The 15,166-nt window shown below is 67.1% G+C and carries 15 protein-coding genes; 13 read left to right on the top strand and 2 right to left on the bottom strand.

Features of this window, described 5'->3' with window-relative positions; all coding sequences use genetic code 11:
- The 8 genes from RMO01_RS16750 to RMO01_RS16715 all read left to right on the top strand — a co-directional run.
- Nucleotides 1-657 (top strand): flagellin (locus RMO01_RS16750; RefSeq protein ID WP_309630204.1); only part of this gene is annotated, 657 nt, incomplete at its 5' end.
- A gap of 75 nt (nucleotides 658-732) precedes the next feature.
- Complete coding sequence (locus RMO01_RS16745; RefSeq protein WP_309630203.1) at nucleotides 733-1,023, top strand: flagellar protein FlaG; 291 nt, start codon at nucleotides 733-735, stop codon at nucleotides 1,021-1,023.
- Nucleotides 1,024-1,161: 138 nt separating this feature from the next.
- Nucleotides 1,162-1,998, top strand: coding sequence for a flagellin (locus tag RMO01_RS16740; protein ID WP_309630202.1), 837 nt, complete (start codon nucleotides 1,162-1,164; stop codon nucleotides 1,996-1,998).
- 234 nt (nucleotides 1,999-2,232) lie between these two features.
- Entirely contained in the window at nucleotides 2,233-5,049 is a 2,817-nt protein-coding gene (locus RMO01_RS16735; protein ID WP_309630201.1) for a transcriptional regulator, read from the top strand.
- 91 nt (nucleotides 5,050-5,140) lie between these two features.
- A complete protein-coding gene (locus RMO01_RS16730; RefSeq protein ID WP_309630200.1) occupies nucleotides 5,141-5,848 on the top strand; it encodes a hypothetical protein in 708 nt (235 codons plus the stop codon).
- Nucleotides 5,848-6,282: a hypothetical protein gene (locus RMO01_RS16725; protein WP_309630199.1), complete on the top strand. Its 435-nt coding sequence runs from the start codon at nucleotides 5,848-5,850 to the stop codon at nucleotides 6,280-6,282. Before RMO01_RS16730 ends, RMO01_RS16725 begins: the two co-directional genes overlap by 1 nt.
- Nucleotides 6,283-6,392: 110 nt before the next feature.
- A complete protein-coding gene (gene ssb, locus RMO01_RS16720; RefSeq protein WP_309630198.1) occupies nucleotides 6,393-6,893 on the top strand; it encodes a single-stranded DNA-binding protein in 501 nt (166 codons plus the stop codon).
- 81 nt (nucleotides 6,894-6,974) lie between these two features.
- Entirely contained in the window at nucleotides 6,975-7,883 is a 909-nt protein-coding gene (locus tag RMO01_RS16715; RefSeq protein ID WP_309630197.1) for a DMT family transporter, read from the top strand.
- 9 nt (nucleotides 7,884-7,892) lie between these two features.
- Here RMO01_RS16715 and RMO01_RS16710 read toward each other — a convergent pair whose 3' ends face one another.
- Nucleotides 7,893-8,462 carry a superoxide dismutase family protein gene (locus RMO01_RS16710; protein ID WP_309630196.1) on the bottom strand — a complete coding sequence of 190 codons (570 nt, stop codon included), beginning with the start codon at nucleotides 8,460-8,462 and terminating at the stop codon, nucleotides 7,893-7,895.
- 193 nt (nucleotides 8,463-8,655) lie between these two features.
- Between RMO01_RS16710 and gyrA the strand changes: the two genes are divergently transcribed.
- From gyrA to RMO01_RS16685, 5 genes are all read left to right on the top strand, one after another.
- Nucleotides 8,656-11,367: a DNA gyrase subunit A gene (gene gyrA, locus RMO01_RS16705; protein ID WP_309630195.1), complete on the top strand. Its 2,712-nt coding sequence runs from the start codon at nucleotides 8,656-8,658 to the stop codon at nucleotides 11,365-11,367.
- Between the two features lie 130 nt (nucleotides 11,368-11,497).
- On the top strand, nucleotides 11,498-12,295 hold the full coding sequence (locus tag RMO01_RS16700; protein ID WP_309630194.1) for an aminotransferase class IV: 798 nt from the start codon (nucleotides 11,498-11,500) through the stop codon (nucleotides 12,293-12,295).
- Nucleotides 12,296-12,345: 50 nt separating this feature from the next.
- Nucleotides 12,346-12,828 carry a pantetheine-phosphate adenylyltransferase gene (gene coaD, locus RMO01_RS16695; protein ID WP_309630193.1) on the top strand — a complete coding sequence of 161 codons (483 nt, stop codon included), beginning with the start codon at nucleotides 12,346-12,348 and terminating at the stop codon, nucleotides 12,826-12,828.
- Between the two features lie 19 nt (nucleotides 12,829-12,847).
- Nucleotides 12,848-13,705 (top strand): peptidylprolyl isomerase, encoded by an 858-nt coding sequence (locus RMO01_RS16690; protein WP_309630192.1) that lies wholly within the window; start codon nucleotides 12,848-12,850, stop codon nucleotides 13,703-13,705.
- Nucleotides 13,706-13,707: 2 nt separating this feature from the next.
- A complete protein-coding gene (locus RMO01_RS16685) occupies nucleotides 13,708-14,313 on the top strand; it encodes a peptidylprolyl isomerase (RefSeq protein ID WP_309630191.1) in 606 nt (201 codons plus the stop codon).
- Nucleotides 14,314-14,349: 36 nt separating this feature from the next.
- On the opposite strand, the gene tyrS is transcribed toward RMO01_RS16685, so the two are convergent.
- On the bottom strand, nucleotides 14,350-15,166 hold an 817-nt coding region (tyrS, locus tag RMO01_RS16680; RefSeq protein WP_309630190.1), incomplete at its 5' end, for a tyrosine--tRNA ligase.

Below are 15,166 nucleotides of genomic sequence, written 5' to 3'. Positions count from 1 at the left end.
AATGCTCTGGGCGCCGTCAAGGACAGCCTGGATCGCGGCTCTTCGGCCGTTGATGTCGCCATGGCTGCCGGTGAATCCGTCTCCGACCTGCTGATCCAGCTGAAGGAAAAGGCCCTGTCGGCGACTGACAAGTCGCTGTCGACGGCTTCGCGCAAGGCTTTGAACGAAGACTTCAAGGCCATCCGCGACCAGATCACCACGGTGGTCTCGAACGCCAAGTTCAACGGCGTGAACCTGCTGGACAACTCGACCACGACCAATGGCTACAAGGCCCTGTCGAACACGGCCGGCTCCACCATCAAGGTGGCGGGTGAAAACCTGTCGCTGGGCGGCGCCAACGTGACCGTCGCGGCTACGACGACCATCGGCACCTCGACCCTGGCGACCACCGCTCTGACGGCCGTCAACGCTTCGATCGATAACGTGTCGTCCGCCCTGGCTCGCCTGGGCACCGGCGCCAAGTCGCTCGACACGCACCGCTCGTTCGTCGGAAAGCTCTCCGACGCTCTGGAAAACGGCGTGGGCAACCTGGTCGATGCAGATCTGGCCAAGGAAAGCGCACGACTGCAGTCGCTGCAAACCAAGCAACAGCTGGGTGTGCAGGCTCTGTCGATCGCCAACCAGTCGACCTCGATCCTGCTCGGCCTGTTCCGATAAGCCAATGGAAGGGCGGGACCTCGGTCCCGCCCGACCGTTCCCCAAGGGACGCCGGAAGCCCCGGCGTGAGGAGCCATGGACACCAATGCAAAGAGAGTAGGCGCAAGCGTTTCCCCCGTTGTCGCGACCACTTCGTCCGCGACTTCGAGCAAGGACTTCCAGAAGGATCGCGCAGCCAGGAAGGCCGAAGAGGTCGTCCGGTATCGCCTGATCATCGAGGAAGGCCCCAACCCGGGGACCTTCGTCTACAAGACCCTGGACAGCGCCACCGGTGAGGTCGTCCGCCAGTTCCCGCGAGAGCAGGTCCTGCGAATGGTCGAAAGCGGGGGCTACACGGCCGGGGGCCTGATCGACACGAGCGCCTGATTTTTCGGACGCCGGCCCAATCTTCCAGACCGCTCGGGAACGCCCGATGCGGTTAATCGTCGTGGTTTACCGCCGTTAACCATACGGGAACCGTTGCAGTCATAGCCTCTCGGCGAACATCCCGGGGCTAGAAGACCTATGACGACGAACAGCGTTCACACCAATGCCGCCGCCGCTGTCGCGCTGCAGAACCTGTCTCGGACCAACGACAACCTGACCGGGGTCCAGAATCGGATCTCGACCGGGCTGAAGGTCCAGGGGGCCAAGGACAACGCCGCCATCTGGGCCATCGCCCAGGGCCAGCGCGCCGACCTCGGCGCCCTCTCCGCCGTCAAGCAGAGTCTGGACCGCGCCACCTCCATCGCCGACGTCGCCATGGCGGCGGGCGAATCGATCTCCGACCTGCTGAACCAGCTGAAGGAGAAGGTCGTCGCGGCCAAGGACGTCTCGCTGAAGACCCAGTCGCGCCAGCTGCTGGACGCCGACTTCAAGGCCCTGCTGCGGGCCATCAAGTCGGCGGTCGACAACGCCTCATTCGATGGCGGCAACATCCTGAACGGCTCGCTGACCAACGGGCTGAAGTTCCTCGCCAACGCCGGCGCGACCCAGTTCGTGACCCTGTCGGGCAAGAACCTGTCGCTCTCGGGCTCGATCATCTCTCTCAGCCTGACCGACAGCCTGCTGACGGTCACCGGATCGACCACGGCCCTGACCAAGCTCGACGCCTCGATCAACAACCTGAACAAGTCGCTGGGCGACGTCGGCGCGCAGGCCAAGCAGATCTCGGCCCACAACACCTTCGTCTCGAAGCTCTCCGATACGATCGAGTCGGGCATCGGCAATCTGGTGGACGCCGACCTGGCCAAGGAAAGCGCACGACTGCAGGCCTTGCAGGTGCAGCAGCAGCTCGGAGCTCAGGCTCTGTCGATCGCCAATCAGGCGCCGCAGATCATCCTCAGCCTGTTCCAGGGTTAAAAGCGGCTGCCTGACTGGTGGCCGATTACGACGGGGGAGGGACGTCGTCGCGGCTGGTGCGCCCTGTCTCCGAACCCGTACAACGCCAGAAGGGACTGGATAAACGACTTCGGGAAGATCATGGCCTCGCTCCTGTCTGACGAGATGACAACACGATTCGCAATCCATCGTTCCCTGCGCAGACATTAATCTCCCATTGAGCCCGTTCGCGTACCCTCCCGCGTGGAGGATCGATTGGCGGTCAACAACAGCTATCTACTGGGTTTGTATGGGGGTTCTTACGACCCCTCGACCTCGGCTGCCCTGACGAACCTCATCACGAAAAAGGCGCAGCCGACCGCGCCCTGGAGCACTTCGGCCCAGGCGACGGCGCCCAAGCCTGACGCCCTGGTCCGCGCCGCGCTCGGCGGCCGCGCCTTCGTCAACGAGGACGCCGCCCAGCTCGATGTGAAGGGCGCCTCGGCCGACTACAGGAAACTGTTCGCCCTGTATCAGGGGCTGGAGACGCTGAACGCCCTCGCCAACCGCGCCTCGGTAAAAGGTCTGACCTCCACCGATCTGGCGCTGACCCACAAGCGGTTTGCTTCCGGGCTGGCCGAAATCAGTTCCTATATCGGCAAGGCCGAGTTCGACGCGCTCCGCCTTGTGCAGGGGACCTCGTCCTCGACGTCAAAGACCACGGCCGCCGTCCCCCGCGACAGCTCCAACTCCCTCACCGGCCCGGTCCACGAAGGCTCGCTGGATACGCCGGTCAAGGCGTTCGAGGGCGACACCAGGTTCAACATCACCATCAAGGTGCCGGTGGGTCTGAGCACCCAGACCACGGCCGTCCCGATCGACCTCAGCGAGATGGGCGCGACGCCGCGGACAATGGACAACGTCACGGGCTTCATCAACGGCAAGCTGGAGGCTGCCGGCTTCCAGACCCGCATCGGCCGCGACCAGATCAAGGCGACGCCGCAGACCGTACAGGTCTCCGGCAAGCCGGTGACCCTGCCGGCCGGCCCCGATCGATGGGCGCTCGCCATCCGGGGAACCTCGACCGAAACCGTCGGCTTCACAGCCGCCGAAACCTCCGACGCCGTCTATGTCGTCCAGTCTGCGGGCTCCCCTGCCACGACCGTGACCTCCACGGTCAATGGCGTGACGACCACGAAGACGACCGTCGCCGCCACCACCACCAACCAGATCCTCAAGTTCCAGAGCGACGGCGGCACAGCGGCCCAGCCCACCGGCGGCAATGTCGGAGAGACCCGGTGGGTCGATGGTCGCATTTCCCAGGAGAAGATGCCCGAAGGCGTCTCCGCCGTGCGCGCCAGCGCCGTCGGGCCTGACGGCTCCCTGTGGATCGTCGGCGACGTGACCACGGGCGGCGCCAACCAGCCGATCAAGGGCGTTCAGGACGTCGCCCTGATGAAGTACGACTCGGCCGGACGGCTGGTCGCGACCCGGACCCTCGGCGCATCCTCGACCGCCAGCGGCTACGCCATCGCCATCGATGACAACGGCGACGTCGCGGTCGCGGGATCGGTCACCGGCTCCCTGAACACCTCGACCACGGATGCGGGCAAGGCCGGAGAGGTCGCCAACCTCGCCGACAGCTTCGTCACTGTCTTCAACAAGGACGGCGAAGAACAGTGGACCCAGCGTCGCGGCGCCCGCGCAGCCGATGAGGCGACCAGCGTCTCCTTCGGCGACGGCGGCCTGGTCTATATCGGGGGGCGATCGAAATCGGCCATCACCGGCGCGGCGGCTGTCGGCGGCTGGGACGGCTATGTCCAGGCATTCAAGGCGGGTGAGCCCTATCCGACCGCCGGCATTGTCTCCAAGGCCGTGGCCCAGACCCAGTTTGGCACCGGCGGCGACGACAGCGTCGACGCAATGACCATTGATGGCTCCAACCTCTATACCGCCGGCGTCGAGGACGGTCACGCGGTCGTGCGCCGCTTCACCCTGGACGCGGCGGGTGTTCCGACCCTGGCCTCGACGCGCGACCTGGGCGCAATTTCGGGCGACATCGCGGGCATCGCGGTCGCCAACGGCAAGGTCATCCTGACCGGGACCAGCCGCGACAGCGGGCTCAACGCGGGAACGACCACCACGACCCATTCTGGCGGCAAGGACGTCTTCGTCGCCGCACTTTCGACCGACCTGACGGCCGCCGGAACCGACCGTCTAAGCTGGTACGGCGGAGCGGGCGAGGATTCGGCCGCCGATGTGAAGGTCCATGACGGCAAGGTGTGGATCACCGGCATCGCCGACCGCGACCCGGCCGCCAAGGATACCGACCCGACCAAGGCCTATCTGACCCGGCTCGATCCCCTGACCGGAGCGGTCGAATACAGCCGCACCTGGTCCGGCGACGGCGACCAGGCGAAACCCATGACCCTGGCGGTCGCATCCGGCGGAGCGAGCGTCCTGGACCGGCTGGGTCTCCCCCAGGGCGAGATCGACCAGAGCGATTCCAAGAGGCTGATCGACGCCACCTCCCTGCGGGTCGGCGACCGTTTCTACGTCAGCCCTGCCAATGGCGGCCGGGCCACGGCCGTGACCATCGACGCCAAGGACACCCTCGCCACCCTGGCCCGCAAGATCAGCGTCGCCTCGGGCGGCAAGCTCAAGGTCACCGTCGCCTCCGAGGGCGGCGCGGTCACCGGCAAGGACGGCGAGACGACGACGACGACCGGCGGCGTCCAGCGCCTCTCGATCATGGCCAAGGACGGCAAGACCGGCGCGATTCTGACATCCGGCGAGACGGGCCGCGACGCTCTTCTGGGACTCGGCCTGTCGGCGGGCTACGTCGGCCTGGCCACGGCGGATACGTCTGTGAAGACCTTCGGCCTGGGCCTGCCCGGCAACCTGACCCTGAACAACCCCGCCTCGATCGCTGCGGCCGGCGAAAAGATCCAGGGCGCGCTCAAGGCCATCCGCGACGCCTATCGCGGACTGGCGCCGCAGGATGCGACGGCCTCCGCCTCCGGACCCGTGCCCGCCTATCTGAGCAACCAGCTCGCCAATTATCAGGCCGCGCTCGCGCGCCTGACCGGATAAGCGGGCGCCGTTTTCGCTTCGCGGTTGACGCCCCGGGGCGGGGCGGGGTTATTGAGGCCTTCAAGGCCCGACGCCGCGCGAGCTCCGCTTCATGCAACTGCCCAACGACAATCGCGTCATTATCGCCATCGGCGTCGGTCTCGCCGTCCTGGCGGCCGTGGTGCTGGCCCTGGTGTTCGGCGGTAACAATGAGCCCGCCGCGCCCAAGGCTCCTGAGACCGAAGGCCCCGGCGGTCTGACGGTCGATGTCGGCGACGCCCCGTCGCTGGAGCCGACACGCGAACTGCGTTGCTTCGTCAATGGTCAGTTCATCGGCATGGCGACCCTGGCCGATTGCGCCCGGCGCAACGGTCTGGCGACCGACGCCCTCGACGTGGGTCTCGACGAGACCGGCAACCTCGCCGCCGCTCCCACCGCCTCCTTCGCCCCGCCCCCGACACTGCCGACGGCCGTCGAGACGGCCGATGTCGGCCTGACCGATCCCTATGACACCAGCGTCCCCGGCAAGTCCGAGACGCAGGCCCCACAGCCCGAACCCCGCGTCGAACGCGTGTCCGGAACGCCTTGCCTGCGCTACACGGGTTCGGACTGGCGTGAGCTGGGGCGCATGAGCCTCAACCAGTGCGTTCAGGCGCTGTACGCAGGCACCTGCGTCCGTCCCGGCGACGCCCAGTACGGCCGCCACGGCAACCTGACCCTGCGTCTTGTGCCCCGGCGCGTCGAGCAGTCCAACGACAACACGCGCTTCCGCATTCTGGCCGACCAGGATCGCAGCTGCCAGTTCCCGAGCCTGAACTGATGATCCGTCCCATCCTGATCGCATCGATCCTGGCGCTCCCGCTCATCGCCGGCTGCGCCCAGCAGGTGAAGGCTCCGACCGATACGGGCGTCTGCTACGCGGTGGAGCGGCCGGAGGGCGAGCCGGTCTTCAACGTCGTCGCGCGCGGTCAGGTCCAGATCGAGATGTGCGCCGCCCGTCTTGAGGAGATGCGTCTGCGGTTCCGCAGCATGGGCGTTACCCAGGAAGAGGTCACGGGCGCCTATCAGGGCCAGTTCATCTTCGTGGACCGCCGTGGCGTCTCGTTCGCGCGGACGCTTGAGGGCGCTCGGTTCTTCGCCCTGGCGCGGACGGGCGACGGTCGTCTGGCGGTGCCGGGCGCCATCGAGCGGGGCGTCACCGACCTGGGCGTCGTGGTCGAGGAAGCCCCGGCGCCGACGTTCCCGGGACAGTAGAACAAAGTCGGAACACGTGTTAACGGTTTCGCGGGCCCAGCCTGCGGGCCGACGATTTCAGGCCCCGGTCGCCAATGGCGGCCGGGAGCGATCAGAGAAAGAATTTCATCATGGCGGGAAGCGTCAACAAGGTCATCCTCATCGGCAATCTGGGTCGCGATCCGGAAATCCGCTCCATGCCGAACGGCGACCGCATCGCCAACTTCTCGTTGGCGACGTCCGAAACCTGGCGCGACAAGTCGTCGGGCGAGCGCAAGGAGAAGACCGAGTGGCACCGGGTTTCGGTCTTCAACGACAACATCGTCAAGGTCATTGAAAACTATGTGAAAAAGGGCTCGACCGTCTATGTCGAAGGCTCGCTCCAGACGCGCAAGTGGACCGACAAGGACGGCGTCGAGAAGTACACCACCGAGATCATCATCGGCCGCTTCAACGGTCAACTGACCATGCTGGGCGGCCGCGACGGCGGCGGAGCCTCACAAGGCGGCGGCCAGGGTTCGGGCGGTCGTTCGAACGACGACGACTACTCTTCGGGCTTCTCCACCGGCGGCGCCAACAAGCCCTCAGGCCCCCGCGAAAGCTACGACCTGAACGACGACATCCCGTTCTAGTCGGACCAGATCACCACGATCGAAACGTCGGCTCATGCATTGTGAGCCGACGTTTTTGTTTGTGCGTGCAATAGGGCGTCCGTGCCCGTAACCCCCGACAAGCCCCACAGCCCGCTGACCCTGCTGGAGATCGGCGCCATCGCCGCCATCGTGGTCATCTGGGGGGCGAACAATGCGGCGGCCAAGGTGGCCACCGAGGTCATGCCGCCGCTGCTGGTCGGGACGCTGCGCTTCGCCATCGCCGCCGTCTGCCTGATCCCCTTCGTGCGACCGCCCTTTCCGAACTGGAAGAGCCTGCTGCTGATCGTCACCCTGGGCGGGCCGCTGCACTACGGCCTGCTCTACTGGGGCTTTTCTCTGGCGGAGGACGTCAGTCCGGTCTCGGTCGCGGCCCAGCTGTGGATCCCGTTCACCAGCCTGTTCGCCTTCCTCCTGCTCGGCGAGCGGCTTTCGATCTACGCTCTCATCGGCATGGCCGTGTCGCTGATCGGCGTCGCCTGGATGTCAGCCGACCCGCATGCCCTGCACGACTGGCCCGCGATCGTGCTGATCGTCGGCGCCACGGCCTGCTGGGGCATCACGACCGTCATCGCGCGGCGCACCACCTCGATCCCGCCCCTGAAGATGCAGGGCCTGCTGGCGTGCGTCGCCCTGCCGACGCTCGCGTTCGGCTCGGCCATGTTCGAGACGGGTCAGGTCGAGGCCGTGCGCTCCGCCACCCCCCTGATCTGGGTTTGCCTGCTGTGGGCCGGTGTCGTGTCGTCGGTCTTCGCCACCTCGATGGTCTTCTGGCTGGTGCAGAAGCGCGAGGCCGGACGGGTGACGCCCTATTTTCTCGTCACCCCGGTCGTGTCGATGGCCATCGGCTGGGGCTTCCTGGGCGACGTTCTGACGCTCCAGATCCTGACCGGCGCGGCCCTGACCATGGGCGGCGTCGCCGTCGTGGCCCTGGCGGAGCGCGGTCTTCGCGCCGGCGCCGCCAAGGCCTGAGGCTTCGGTTTAACCGGCGGCCATCACGCCGCAGGCCACCCGGTCTCCGGCGCCGCCGATCGGCTGGCTGACGTGGTCGTCGACATTCGCGTGGATGACGATGGCCGACCCGTCCGCGTCCCACAGCCACTGGCCGGGCCCGTCGTTGGCGATCCGGGCGCGGCTGGTGAACAGTTCCGCAGAAATCGAGCCGTCCGGCGAGGCGAAGATGTTGGGCAGGTCGCCGTCGTCCGGCCCTTCGGCGTTGAGCAGGCCGTGCGGCGCCTTGGGCTCGCCGTGGTTCACATGAGCCCCGGCCGAGGTGAAGGGCGCGGCGCATTCGCCGACGGCGTGGATATGCACGCCATGCCAACCCGGCGTCAGGCCAGTCGCCTCGATCCGGATCAGCAGGCCTGTCGCACCCTGCGTCAGCACAGCGCGACCGATGCGTGCGCCCGAGGCGTTGACGAGGGTCGCCTCGCCGAAATCGCCCGGCGTCGCCCGCATCGTGACGTGATCGCGGTAGTCGTTGGCGGTCACGCTGACGCAGGCTCCCAGAGGGGCGGCGAGAAGGGCGACGGTGAGGGCGACGGTGCGCATGGATTTGGTCCTTTCACGGATGGGCCGAAAGCCTGTGAAAAGGGCTGCGAAACTTTGCCTCGCGGCCCCCCGGGTGCTAGAAATCACCATAGCGGATCACGTTCCGATTCCGGCCATCTAAAGCCCAAAATCCTTGACCGACGACAGCTACGAAAACGCCGCACCTCCTCCGGTGGGCGGCTCGGACATTTCCATGATTTCGATCGAGGACGAGCTGAAACGCTCCTACCTCGACTACGCCATGAGCGTGATCGTCAGTCGCGCGCTGCCGGACGCCCGTGACGGCCTGAAGCCGGTTCACCGGCGCATCCTGTATTCGATGCACGACCTGAACATGACGCCGGAGCGCAGCTATTCAAAGTGCGCCCGCGTCGTCGGCGACGTGCTCGGTCGCTTCCACCCGCACGGCGACGCCTCGGTCTATATGGCCCTGGTCCGCATGGCCCAGCCCTTTTCGATGGGGCTGATGCTGATCGACGGCCAGGGCAATTTCGGCTCGGTCGACGGCGATATGCCCGCCTCGATGCGTTACACCGAGGCCCGCATGGCCCCGGCCGCCAGCGCCCTGCTGGCCGATATCGACAAGGACACGGTCGATTTCCAGCCGAACTACGACGAGAAGGAGCTGGAGCCTGTCGTCCTGCCGGCGCGGATTCCGAACCTGCTGGTCAATGGCGCGGGCGGTATCGCCGTCGGCATGGCGACCAACATCCCGCCGCATAACCTGGGCGAGATCGTCGATGCGGCCGTGGCCCTGCTGGACGACCCGAACATTTCCGACGACGCCATCCTGGACATCGTGCCGGGACCGGACTTCCCGACGGGCGGCGAGATCCTGGGCCGCACGGCGCCCCGCAACGCCCTGCGCGAAGGCCGCGGTTCGGTCATCGTGCGCGGCGTCGCCTCGGTCGAGACCATCCGCAAGGACCGCGAAGCCATCGTGGTCACCGAGCTGCCGTTCCAGGTCAACAAACAGACCCTGATCGAGCGCATCGCCGAAATGGTCCGCGAGAAGCGCCTCGAAGGCATCTCCGACGTCCGCGACGAATCGGATCGTCAGGGCATGCGGATCGTCATCGAGCTGAAGCGCGATGCGTCCGGCGACGTCATCCTGAACCAGCTGTGGCGCTACACGGCCATGCAGTCGTCGTTCGGCGTCAACATGCTGGCCCTGAACCACGGCCGGCCGGAACAGATGGGCCTGCGCAAGATGCTCGAGGTCTTCCTCGAGTTCCGCGAGGAGGTCGTGGTCCGTCGCGTCAAGTTCGAACTGGCCAAGGCCCGCGACCGCGGCCACGTCCTGGTCGGTCTCGCCGTCGCAGTGGCCAACATCGACGAGGTCATCCACATCATCCGCTCCTCCGCCGATCCGGCGGAGGCGCGCGAACGCTTGCAGGCCAAGGCCTGGCCCGTCGGCGACATGATCGCCCTGGTCGAGCTGATCGCGGATCCGCGCTCGGTGCTGATCGACGGCGACAGCCTGAGGCTGACCGACGAACAGGCCCGCGCCATCCTGGGCCTGACGCTCAGCCGCCTGACCGGCCTCGGCCGCGACGACATCTTCGGCGAGGCGCGCGGGCTGGCCGACACCATCCAGGGTCACCTGACGATCCTGTCGGACCGCAAGAACATCATCGCCATCATCCGCGAGGATCTGCTGAAGGTGCGCGAAGAGTTCGCCGTGCCGCGCCGCACGACCATCGGCGAAGGCGATTTCGAGCTCGAAGACGAGGACCTGATCCCGCGCGAGGACATGGTCGTCACCGTCACCCACGGCGGCTACGTCAAGCGCGTCGCCCTGAACGCCTATCGGACCCAGCATCGCGGCGGCAAGGGCAAGTCCGGCATGACGATGAAGGACGAGGACGCCGTCGTCGGCGTCTTCTCCGCCTCGACCCACACGCCGGTCCTGTTCTTCGCCACCAACGGCAAGGCCTACAAGCTCAAGGTCTGGCGGCTGCCGCTGGGCGCCCCGACCTCGCGCGGCAAGGCCTTCGTCAACCTGCTGCCGATCGAGCCGGGCGATTCGATCATGAACGTCCTGCCCCTGCCCGAGGATGAGACGACCTGGGGCGATTACGACATCATGTTCGCCACCCGCTCGGGCGACGTGCGCCGCAACAAGCTCAGCGACTTCGCCTCTGTCAACCGCGCCGGCAAGATCGCGATGAAGCTGGAAAACGGCGACCACATGGTCGGCGTCGCCCTGTGCACCGCCGAGGACGACGTCCTGCTGACCACCGCCGGGGGCCGGGCCATCCGCTTCAAGGCCGACGACGTCCGCGTCTTCAAGGGCCGTGATTCGACCGGCGTGCGCGGCGTCCGCCTCCAGGGCGACGACGCGGTGATCTCCATGGCCGTTCTGGGCCGTGTCGACGCCACGCCGGACGAACGCGCCGCCTACGTCAAACACGCCAACGCGATGCGCAAGGCGACGGGCGAAAGCGATGATGAAACGACGATGGTCGAGGCTGACGACGAAGGCGCAGAGGAGGGCGGCGACGCCCCCATCTCGCCCGAACGCATCGCGGCCCTCGGCGCGGCGGAACAGTTCATCCTGACCGTCACCGACACGGGCTTCGGCAAGCGGTCTTCCGCCTACGAATACCGCCGCACCGGTCGCGGCGGGCAGGGACTGACGGCCCACGGCCTCGGCGGCCGCGCAGGCACCCGCCTCGCCGCCGCCTTCCCGGTCGAGGACACCGACGACCTGCTGCTGGTCACCTCCAATGGCCAGATGATCCGCACCCGCGTCGGTCAGGTCCGCATCGTCGGTCGCTCGTCGCAAGGCGTGACCATCTTCCGCACGGCGGAAGGCGAGAAGGTCGTGTCCGTCGAACGTCTGGCCGACAGCGGCGGCGACGATGCGCCCGAGGTCGAGGTCGAGGGTGACGGCGAAGGCTAAATCCTCCCCCATCGGGGGAGGGGGACCGCGAAGCGGTGGAGGGGGCGGGCCCCAGACGCCGCGTTTGCGTCAAGCCCCCTCCGTCGCTGCGCTCCGCTCCGCGCCACCTCCCCCGAAGGGGGAGGAATAGGTGTCGACCGACCTCCTCATCGACGGCCTCCCGCCGACCGACGACGACCTCCGCTACATGGCGCTGGTCAACTACGGCGCCTACACCTCCTTCCGGATCGAGGACGGCCGCGTGCGGGGTCTCGACCTGCATCTCGCGCGGCTTGAGGCGTCCGCCGTCGAGCTGTTCGGCGAACCGTTGAGCGGGGACCGTCTGCGGGACCTGATCCGCACCGCCGTCGCCGACCGGCGCAACGCCTGGATCCGCGTCAGCCTGTTCGCGCCGGACATCGTGCCCCGCAGCCCCTCGGCCGAGGTTCGGCCCAAGGTGATGACCTCGGTCTCGCCCGCACCGTCTCCACTTGCGACCTCTGTTCGCGCCCAGGTCCGGACCTATGTCCGCACAGAGGCCCACATCAAGCACACGGCCATCTTCCCTCTGATCCGGGCCCGCCGTCTGGCGCGACAGGCCGGCTTCGACGACGCCCTCTTCGCCGACGCCGGGGGTCTCATCTCCGAAGGAACGACCTGGAACATCGGCTTCCTCGCCGGTGACGCCGTCACCTGGCCCGAAGCGCCCATGCTGCACGGCGTGGCCAAGGCGCTGATTTCCAGCCGCCTCGCCGAGGTCGGCATGACCCAGCGCACCGCCCCCGTTCACGTCTCCGACCTCGCCGCCTTCGACGGCGCCTTCCTGTGCAACAGCGCGACACCAGCCTGTCCGATCACGGCCATCGGCGACCACGCCTTCGGGGCCTCACCCGACCGGATCGAACGGCTGGCCCGCGCGTGGGCCTCGAACCCTGTTCAGGCGATCTAGGCCCGGCCCGCGACGCCTGCTAATCAGACCGCGCGGCGGGGAGAAAACGCATGCGGATCGGGCTCTACCCGGGGACTTTCGACCCCGTCACCAATGGCCACATGGACATCATCGGCCGGGCTGTGAAGCTGGTCGACAAACTGGTCATCGGCGTCGCCCAGAATGACGACAAGGGTCCGCTGTTCACCACCGCCGAACGCGTTGAGATGGTGAAGGCCGAGGTTGCGCGCATCAATGCTGACATCGAGGTCCAGCCCTTCTCCACCCTGCTGATGCATTTCGCTGAAAAGCTTGACGCCAACGTCATCGTGCGCGGCCTGCGCGCCGTCGCGGACTTCGAATACGAGTTCCAGATGACGGCCATGAACCAGCGCCTCAATGACGACATCGAGACCGTGTTCCTGATGGCCGATCCGCGCCACCAGGCCATCGCCTCGCGGCTGGTCAAGGAAATCGCCCGGCTGGACGGGAACATCGACAGCTTCGTCAGCCCCGCCGTCGCCGCCGCCGTGCGCGACCGCGTCAAACGCTAGAACGCCTCAGGACACCGCTTTGAAGATCACGCCTTTCGTCCTCGCCGCCGCCCTTTCGGCCTTCGCACCCGCCGCCGTCCTGGCCCAGACAGCTCCGGTCCCGGCCGCGAGCGACTGGCGCACCATTGCGCCAGAAAACCTGCTGGTCGTCGACACGTCGAAGGGCCGCATTCTGGTCGAGCTGGAGCCGCGCGCCGCGCCTCGCCATGTCGAGCGCATCACCACCTTGGCCAACCAGGGCTTTTACGACGGACTGAAGTTCCACCGTGTCGTCACCGGCTTCATGGCCCAGACCGGCGACCCTCTCGGAACGGGGCAGGGCGGTTCGGATCTGCCCGACATCAATGGCGAGTTCACCTTCCGGCGCGGCCGTGACTCCCAGTTCGCCCCGGTCCAGGGCGGCGCCCCGACCGGGCTCGTCGGTCTGGTCGGTTCCCTGCCGGTGGCGACCCAGCCCGACGCCCAGATGATGGTGACCGCCGACTTCAAGACCGATGCCACGGGCCTGTTCTGCACCGGCGTCGCCGGCATGGCGCGCTCGCAGTCGCCGGACAGCGCCAACAGCCAGTTCTATCTGATGATGGCCACCAACCCTGTCCTGAACGGGACCTACACCGCCTTCGGCCGGATCGTGTCGGGGCTGGACGTCGTCAGCCTCCTCAAGGCCGGTCCGGACGGAGGCGTGCTCGCCGATCCGGACGCCATGACGCGTGTCCGCACCGCTGCGGCCCTGCCGGAAGGCGAGCGTCCGACGGTTCGCGTCCTGGACGCCCGCTCAGCGGCCTTCCGGGCCCATGTCGAAGAAGTTCGCGCCGCGCGCGGCGCCCAGTTCACGGTCTGCGACGTGCAGCCGGTGGCGGAAGTTTCGGGGGGATGACGATGCGGGTGACGGCTCTGGCGATCGGTCTGGTTCTGGCGGGCGCTCCCGCAGCCATGGCCCAGGCAACGGCGGCGACCGCCCGGGCCCAGGCCGTCCCCGGCGCCGCCGACTGGCGCACGGTCCCCGCCGACAACCTGATGATCATCGACACCAGCCGGGGCCGGATCCTGGTGGAGCTGGCGCCGCAGGCCGCGCCCCTGCACGTCGAGCGGATGCGGCTCCTGACCCGCCGCGCCTTCTTCGACGGCATCGTCTTCCACCGCGTCATCGACGGCTTCATGGCCCAGACCGGCGATGTGTCGAACGGGAAAGCGGGTGGAGACCTGTCGATGGCCGGTATGGGCGGGTCGTCCAAGCCTGACCTCCCGGCCGAGTTCACCAACGACCTCAGCTTCCAGCGCGGTGTCGTCGGAATGGCCCGCGCCAATGACCCGAACAGCGCGAACAGCCAGTTCTTCATCATGTTCGGCGACGGCAGCTTCCTTGATGGCCAATACACCATCGTCGGCAATGTCGTGTCGGGGATGGAGGCCGTCGACGCTATCCAGCGCGGCGAGCCGCCAGCGACGCCCGACGTGATGACCAAGGTCACCGTCCAGGATTGACATCGGTAGGGTGGGCGATATCGCCCACCCTACGCCTTAGCCCAGTACCACCAGCGCGTGACGTTTCTTGCCTGCGGTCAGCTTCATCGGCTCGACCAGATGGCCGGCCCCATAGCGCAGCGCGGTATCGGTGACGATCTCGTCGTTCACCTTGGCGCCACCCTCCTGGATCAGCCGTTTCGCATCCTTGCCCGACGCCGCCAGCCCAGCTTTCACAAACAGCTGCACGATCCCCACGCCCTCGGCCAGGTCCCCGGCCTCCAGCGTCACGGTGGGCAGGTCGTCGCCGATCCCGCCTTTCTCGAACACGTCCCGCGCCGTGGCCTCGGCCGTCGCCGCAGCCTCGGTCCCGTGCAACAGCCCCGTCGCCAGGTTTGCCAGCAGGATCTTCGCCTGGTTGATCTCGGACCCGCCAAGCGCGCCCAGCCGGTCGCATTCCTCGACCGGCAATTCGGTGAAGATCTTCAGGAACCGGCCCACATCCGCATCCGTCGTGTTGCGCCAGAACTGCCAGAACTCGTAGGGGCTCAGCATGTCGCCGTTCAGCCAGACGGCGCCGCCTTGCGATTTGCCCATCTTTCGCCCATCGCTGGTGGTCAGTAGCGGAGTCGTCAGGCCAAAGATCTCCTGATCGATCACGCGGCGGGTCAGGTCGATCCCGTTGATGATGTTGCCCCACTGGTCGCTGCCGCCCATCTGCAGAATACAGCCGTAACGACGGTGAATCTCCAGGAAATCATAGGCCTGCAGGATCATGTAGTTGAATTCCAGGAAACTCAGCGACTGTTCGCGGTCCAGCCGCGATTTCACGCTCTCGAACGCCAGCATCCGGTTCACGCTGAAATGCCGCCCG

Origin of the sequence: Brevundimonas sp. (assembly GCF_031412435.1) — a bacterium.
GTDB lineage: Bacteria > Pseudomonadota > Alphaproteobacteria > Caulobacterales > Caulobacteraceae > Brevundimonas.
The sequence above is the reverse complement of the archived record's forward strand: the minus strand, read 5'-3'. Positions and strand labels throughout refer to the sequence as shown.

Excerpts from the sequence above, each read along its gene's own strand:
- RMO01_RS16745 (WP_309630203.1), top strand. The coding sequence starts at position 733 with ATGGACACCAATGCAAAGAGAGTAGGCGCAAGCGTTTCCCCCGTTGTC.
- RMO01_RS16740 (WP_309630202.1), top strand. The coding sequence starts at position 1,162 with ATGACGACGAACAGCGTTCACACCAATGCCGCCGCCGCTGTCGCGCTG.
- RMO01_RS16730 (WP_309630200.1), top strand. The coding sequence starts at position 5,141 with ATGCAACTGCCCAACGACAATCGCGTCATTATCGCCATCGGCGTCGGT.
- RMO01_RS16725 (WP_309630199.1), top strand. The coding sequence starts at position 5,848 with ATGATCCGTCCCATCCTGATCGCATCGATCCTGGCGCTCCCGCTCATC.
- ssb (WP_309630198.1), top strand. The coding sequence starts at position 6,393 with ATGGCGGGAAGCGTCAACAAGGTCATCCTCATCGGCAATCTGGGTCGC.
- RMO01_RS16710 (WP_309630196.1), bottom strand. The coding sequence starts at position 8,462 with ATGCGCACCGTCGCCCTCACCGTCGCCCTTCTCGCCGCCCCTCTGGGA.
- gyrA (WP_309630195.1), top strand. The coding sequence starts at position 8,656 with ATGATTTCGATCGAGGACGAGCTGAAACGCTCCTACCTCGACTACGCC.
- coaD (WP_309630193.1), top strand. The coding sequence starts at position 12,346 with ATGCGGATCGGGCTCTACCCGGGGACTTTCGACCCCGTCACCAATGGC.
- RMO01_RS16685 (WP_309630191.1), top strand. The coding sequence starts at position 13,708 with ATGCGGGTGACGGCTCTGGCGATCGGTCTGGTTCTGGCGGGCGCTCCC.